Below are 271 nucleotides of genomic sequence, written 5' to 3' on the forward strand. Positions count from 1 at the left end.
CCCGCCCCAAGGAAAACAATGTTCTGCTCGCTCAACTGGCTGCCGGCTGCACGGCTGGCCGCAATCAGCGTACCGACGGTAACCGCTGCGGTGCCCTGAATATCGTCGTTGAATGAGCAAATTTCATCGCGATAACGGGTCAGGAGCGGCATGGCGTTTTTCTGCGCGAAATCTTCAAACTGCAACAGCACATCAGGCCAGCGATGCTTCACGGCCTGGATGAATTCATCAACAAATTCGTAGTATTCATCATCAGTAATGCGCGGATTAC

Annotated in this window: 1 pseudogene; it reads right to left on the reverse strand. The window is 53.1% G+C overall.

The annotated features are described in order from the left end of the window. A pseudogene (locus tag FDX22_RS31230) lies at positions 1–271 on the reverse strand (malic enzyme-like NAD(P)-binding protein); the annotation flags it as partial.

It is taken from the genome of Citrobacter sp. TBCS-14 (assembly GCF_005280805.1).
Lineage (GTDB): Bacteria > Pseudomonadota > Gammaproteobacteria > Enterobacterales > Enterobacteriaceae > Citrobacter > Citrobacter gillenii.